The 5,636-nt window shown below is 67.3% G+C and carries 6 protein-coding genes; 5 read left to right on the top strand and 1 reads right to left on the bottom strand.

The annotated features are described in order from the left end of the window. From JO236_RS07385 to JO236_RS07375, 3 genes are all read left to right on the top strand, one after another. A partial coding sequence (locus tag JO236_RS07385) for an inositol monophosphatase family protein (protein ID WP_293326788.1) occupies nucleotides 1–522 on the top strand: 522 nt, incomplete at its 5' end. Between the two features lie 80 nt (nucleotides 523–602). Continuing rightward, entirely contained in the window at nucleotides 603–2,009 is a 1,407-nt protein-coding gene (locus JO236_RS07380) for an acyl-CoA dehydrogenase family protein (RefSeq protein ID WP_293326785.1), read from the top strand. Nucleotides 2,010–2,042: 33 nt separating this feature from the next. Continuing rightward, nucleotides 2,043–3,245 carry an acyl-CoA dehydrogenase family protein gene (locus tag JO236_RS07375; RefSeq protein WP_293326782.1) on the top strand — a complete coding sequence of 401 codons (1,203 nt, stop codon included), beginning with the start codon at nucleotides 2,043–2,045 and terminating at the stop codon, nucleotides 3,243–3,245. Here JO236_RS07375 and JO236_RS07370 read toward each other — a convergent pair. Beyond that, nucleotides 3,238–4,095: an aldo/keto reductase gene (locus JO236_RS07370; RefSeq protein ID WP_293326779.1), complete on the bottom strand. Its 858-nt coding sequence runs from the start codon at nucleotides 4,093–4,095 to the stop codon at nucleotides 3,238–3,240. The two genes, JO236_RS07375 and JO236_RS07370, sit on opposite strands and share 8 nt — an antisense overlap. 179 nt (nucleotides 4,096–4,274) lie before the next feature. On the opposite strand from JO236_RS07370, the gene JO236_RS07365 reads away from it, so the two are divergent. Both JO236_RS07365 and JO236_RS07360 read left to right on the top strand, forming a co-directional pair. Next, the gene (locus JO236_RS07365; protein ID WP_293326777.1) at nucleotides 4,275–5,246 is read left to right on the top strand and encodes an NADPH:quinone oxidoreductase family protein; all 972 of its coding nucleotides are present in this window, start codon (nucleotides 4,275–4,277) and stop codon (nucleotides 5,244–5,246) included. A 103-nt stretch (nucleotides 5,247–5,349) separates the two neighbouring features. Beyond that, a partial coding sequence (locus JO236_RS07360; RefSeq protein ID WP_416362182.1) for a protein kinase domain-containing protein occupies nucleotides 5,350–5,636 on the top strand: 287 nt, incomplete at its 3' end.

Genomic DNA, 5,636 nt, shown 5'->3' with positions numbered 1-5,636 from the left:
ACCAAGAACTTCGTCCGCGGGGTGCCGGTGTGGGCGAGCCTGATCGCGCTCCTCGACGACGGCGTCCCGACGGTGGGTGTAGTGAGCGCGCCCGCGCTGCAGCGCCGGTGGTGGGCGGCACGCGGTCGGGGCGCCTTCGCGGCGGTCAGCGGCGCCGCCCCACGCCGGTTGTCGGTGTCCTCGGTGGCGGCTCTGGATGCGGCGAGCCTGTCGTTCTCCAGCCTGTCCGGGTGGGCGGATCGTGGCTTGCGCGACCGCTTCATCGACCTGACCGACGCCGTGTGGCGCGTGCGCGCGTTCGGCGACTTTCTGTCCTACTGCCTGCTGGCCGAGGGGGCCGTCGACATCGCCGCCGAGCCGGAGGTGTCGGTGTGGGACCTGGCGCCCCTCGACATCCTCGTACGCGAAGCGGGCGGGCTGTTCACCAGCCTTGACGGCACTCCCGGCCCGCATGGTGGGAGCGCGGTGGCGACCAACGGACCCTTGCATGAACGGGTGCTGAGCACGCTGGGCAACGTGTGAACTACTTAACAGGTAGGTTCTATCTTACTCCGGAGTAAGATACGGTTATCCGCATCGCCCCCACAACAGAGGCTGCTGCCATGACCAACACTCTTCCTGCTGCCAAATCCGACGCCTCCCGCCCGAACCGGCCAAAAAGCAAAAGCCGCCAGACCGCGGTCGGGATGCAGCCGCACAAGCGGACCGGGATCGACGTCGCGCTGGGCCTGCTCACGCCGATCGTCGGCCAGGAATTCCTCGACAAGTACCATCTGCGCGATCCGCTCAACCGCGGCCTGCGCTACGGCGTGAACAAGATGTTCTCCACCGCCGGCGCGACGAGCCGTCAGTTCAAACGGGTGCAGAACCTGGGCGGCTCGCCGACCCGGCTGAAGTCCAGCGGTCGGGACTACTTCGACCTGACGCCCGACGACGACCAGAAGATTATCGTCGAGACCGTCAACGAGTTCGCCCAGGAGATACTGCGGCCCGCGGCACACGACGCCGATGAAGCGGCGACGTATCCAACCGACCTGATCGCCAAGGCCGCCGAACTGGGCATCACCGCGATCAACATCCCCGAGGACTTCGACGGCATCGCCGAGAACCGCTCGAGCGTCACCAACGTGCTGGTGGCCGAGGCACTGGCGTACGGCGACATGGGGTTGGCGCTGCCGATTCTGGCCCCCGGGGGCGTAGCCTCCGCACTCACTCATTGGGGCAGCGCCGAGCAACAGGCGACCTACCTGAAGGAGTTCGCCGGTGAGCACGTCCCGCAGGCCTGCGTGGCGATCGCCGAACCACAGCCGCTGTTCGACCCCACCCGGCTGAAGACCACCGCCGTGCGCACCCCGTCCGGATATCGCCTCGACGGGGTGAAGTCCCTGGTTCCTGCCGCGGCCAATGCCGAACTGTTCATCGTCGGCGCACAGCTGAATGGCAAGCCGGCGTTGTTCATCGTCGAGTCGTCCGCCGCAGGCCTGACCGTCAAACCGGACCCGAGCATGGGGATTCGCGCCGCGGCCCTGGGCCATGTCGAGCTCAACGAGGTGTCGGTGCCGCTGAGCGCCCTGCTGGGCGAAGACCAAGCGTCGAATGACGATTACTCCGAGGCGCTGGCGCTGGCCCGATTGGGCTGGGCGGCGCTGGCCGTCGGCACCTCACACGCGGTGCTGGACTACGCCGTCCCCTACGTGAAAGAACGCCAGGCCTTCGGTGAGCCGATCGCCCACCGCCAAGCGGTGGCGTTCATGTGCGCCAACATCGCCATCGAGCTCGACGGCCTGCGGCTGATCACCTGGCGCGGGGCGTCCCGCGCCGAACAAGGGCTCCCGTTCGCCAGGGAGGCGGCGCTGGCCAAGCGGCTCGGCTCCGACAAGGGCATGCAGATCGGCCTGGACGGCGTGCAACTGCTCGGCGGCCACGGCTTCACCAAGGAGCACCCGGTCGAACGCTGGTACCGCGACCTGCGGGCCATCGGGGTCGCCGAGGGTGTCGTAGTCATCTGAGTCGTTATCCAGGTTCCGAGCGAAAGATCAATCATGGCAATCAATCTCGAGTTACCGCGCAAACTCCAAACCGTCGTCGTCAAAACCCATCAGGGCGCCGCCGAGATGATGCGGCCGATCGCGCGCAAATACGATCTGAAGGAACACGCCTACCCGGTCGAACTAGACACCCTGATCAGTCTGTTCGAGGGAGCGGCCGAATCGTTCGCCTTCGCCGGCGCCGACGCGCTTCGCGACGAGGACGAGAGAGACAAGAACCACAACGGCGCCAACATGGCCGCGCTGCTGCAGACTTTGGAGGCCTGCTGGGGTGACGTCGCGATGATGCTATCCGTTCCCTATCAGGGGTTGGGGAACGCGGCCATCTCGGCGGTCGCCACCGATGAACAGCTCGAACGCCTCGGCAAGCTGTGGGCCGCAATGGCTATCACCGAACCGGGATTCGGGTCGGACTCCGCGGCCGTGACGACAACCGCCGCCCTGGACGGCGACGAATACGTGATCAACGGCGAGAAGATCTTCGTCACCGCCGGATCGCGCGCGACCCACATCGTCGTATGGGCCACGCTGGACAAGTCGAAAGGCCGCGCGGCCATCAAGTCGTTCATCGTGCCGCGCGAGCATCCCGGTGTCACCGTCGAACGACTCGAGCACAAGCTCGGCATCAAGGGTTCGGACACCGCGGTCATCCGCTTCGATAACGCCCGCATCCCCAAGGACAACCTGCTGGGCAACCCCGAAATCGAAGTAGGCAAAGGCTTTTCGGGGGTGATGGAGACCTTCGACAACACCCGCCCGATCGTTGCCGCGATGGCCGTCGGGATCGGCCGCGCCGCGTTGGAGGAAATCCGCAGAATCCTCACCGACGCCGGCGTCGAGATCGACTACGACAAGCCGTCGCACGCCCAGAGCGCCGCCGCCGCCGAGTTCCTGCGGATGGAGGCCGACTGGGAGGCCGCCTACCTGCTGTCCCTGCGCGCGGCGTGGCAGGCCGACAACAACATCCCCAACTCCAAAGAAGCCTCGATGAGCAAGGCCAAGGCCGGCCGGATGGCCAGCGATGTCACCCTCAAGAGCGTCGAATTGGCGGGCACCACAGGCTATTCCGAGCAATCGCTGCTGGAGAAGTGGGGCCGCGACTCCAAGATCCTGGACATCTTCGAGGGCACCCAGCAGATTCAGCAGCTGGTGGTGGCCCGGCGCCTGCTGGGACTGTCGTCGGCCGAACTCAAGTAGTCACGGCGGTCAGCTGCTCGCGCGTCTCATCGTCGAGTTCGATATCGGCGACGGCCAGGTTCTCTTCCAGGTGGCGCACCGAGGAGGTGCCGGGAATCATCAGCACGTTGGGGGCCAGGCTCAGGATCCACGCGGACGCGACCTGCGCGGGCGTGCAACCGAGCCGCGCCGCGGCGGCCACTACGAGCTCGTGCCCGAGCACCTGATCCGGCGGCGCAAACGGCGACCGCAAAGTAAAAAACGGGACGAACGCGATGCCGCGCGCCGTGCACTCCCGCAACACCGGCTCGGACGAGCGGTTGACGAGGCTGAAGGCGTTTTGCACGCAGGCGATCTCGGTGCGCTGCAGGGCATGTAGCAAGTGCTCACGGGTTATGTTGCTCAGTCCGATTGCGCCGATCAATCCCGCGTCGCGGGCGGCGATCATTACCGAGAGCAGCTCGTCGAAGCGTTCGTCGGGGCGGTCGCTGTCGATGAGCCGCAGATTGACCGCCGCCAGCTGGTCGACCCCGAGCGATCGCAGGTTGGCCTCGATATCCGAGCGGAAGTCCGCGGCGTCGGTCAGGGGGATCCAGCCGCCGGACTCGTCGCGGCGGGCACCGACCTTGCTGACCAACGCGAGGTCGGTCGGGTAGGGGTGAAGGGCTTCCCGGATCAGTTCGTTGGAGACCTGCGGACCATAGAACTGGGCGGTGTCGATGTGGTCGACGCCGAGTTCTACGGCTCGGCGCAGCACGGCCACCGCCTCCCCTCGGTCCCGCGGCGGCCCGAACGCCCCCCGACCGGGAAGCTGGATCGCGCCGAAACCGATGCGGGAGACGGAAAACCGGCCGAGGGGAAAACGCTGCATAGCATGCACGCTAGCGTCGGGAGGCGGCGTTTAGTAGGCGCGGGCGTTGACGCCGGGCGACGGCGTGGTGCCCCGAGTCCGCCCGCCGTCGGGCCCGTAGTGGTCAGTGTGCAAGGGCGCTTGTCCGCCGGGCAGTGCGGGTCGCCGGGGGGTTCTGAACCGGAAGTACGCTGTTCGCCATGCGCGCGGCACGGGTGACTCGGCTCGATGGTCCGGATGCAGTAGAGATCGCACAGGTCGACGAACCCACCGGCGACGGTGTCGTGGTCGAGGTGCACGCCGCGGGGGTGGCGTTTCCCGACGCCCTGCTCAGCCGCGGTCTTTACCAGTACCGGCCGGAGCCGCCGTTCGTGCTGGGCGCGGAGATCGCGGGAGTGGTTCGATCGGCGCCGGATGATGCCGAGGTGCGGCCGGGTGATCGAGTCGTCGGCCTGACGATGCTGACCGGCGGCATGGCCGAGGTGGCGGTGTTATCACCCGACCGCGCGTTCAGGCTGCCCGACAACGTCAGCTTCGAGGCGGCCGCCGGGGTGCTATTCAACGATCTGACCGTGTACTTCGCCCTGACCGTGCGCGGCCGGCTGCAGCCGGGTGAAACGGTGCTGGTGCACGGGGCGGCGGGCGGCATCGGGACGTCGGCGCTTCGGCTGGCGCCGGTGTTGGGCGCGTCCCGCACCATCGCGGTGGTCAGCACGCAGGAGAAGGCCGACATCGCCACCGCCGCCGGCGCAACCGATGTGGTGTTGGCGGAGGGTTTCAAGGACGCGGCGAAGGAGTTGACCGGCGGCCGCGGCGTCGACGTCGTGGTCGACCCCGTGGGCGGTGATCGGTTCACCGATTCCCTGCGCTCCCTTGCCCCGGGGGGGCGGCTGCTGGTCGTTGGCTTCACCGGAGGTGAGATCCCGACGGTGAAGGTAAATCGGTTGCTGCTCAACAATGTTGACGTGGTCGGCGTGGGTTGGGGTGCGTGGGCCGGGACCCATCCCGGTGCGCTGACCGAGCAGTGGGCCGCGCTCGAGGCGCTGCTCGGCTCGGGCAAGCTGTCGCCTCCGGAGCCGGTGGTCTACCCGCTGGAGGAGGCCGCCGCCGCGATCGCGTCGCTGGAGAATCGCAGCGCCAAGGGGAAGGTCGTGCTGCGCGTCCGCGACTAGCGCCCGTGCCGGTGCGACGATCGGTTGGGCCGCGTCGCGATCTGGCAAGGCGGTGACGCGACGGCTTAAGGTTTGTGGCTGAAACTTTTGCCGGGAGGCTGATGTGGAGGGCACCCCGTTTGGGCGGTACCGGTTGGTGGGGTTGTTGGGTCGTGGCGGTATGGGTGAGGTGTGGCGTGCTTATGACACCGCCACCGACCGCACGGTGGCCGTAAAGCTGTTGCCGCCGGGGCTGGTGGCTGATGACAGGTTCGTGCAGCGGTTTCGCCGCGAGGCCCACGCGGCGGCGCGGCTGAATTCTCCGCATGTGATCCCGATCCACAATTACGGTGAGATCGACGGGCGGCTGTATGTCGATATGCGCCTGATCGAAGGCCGTGATCTGCAGAC

The sequence above is a fragment of the Mycobacterium sp. genome (genome assembly GCF_019247635.1).
Classification (GTDB): Bacteria; Actinomycetota; Actinomycetes; order Mycobacteriales; family Mycobacteriaceae; genus Mycobacterium.
This window is presented reverse-complemented; position numbering and strand designations above follow the sequence as displayed.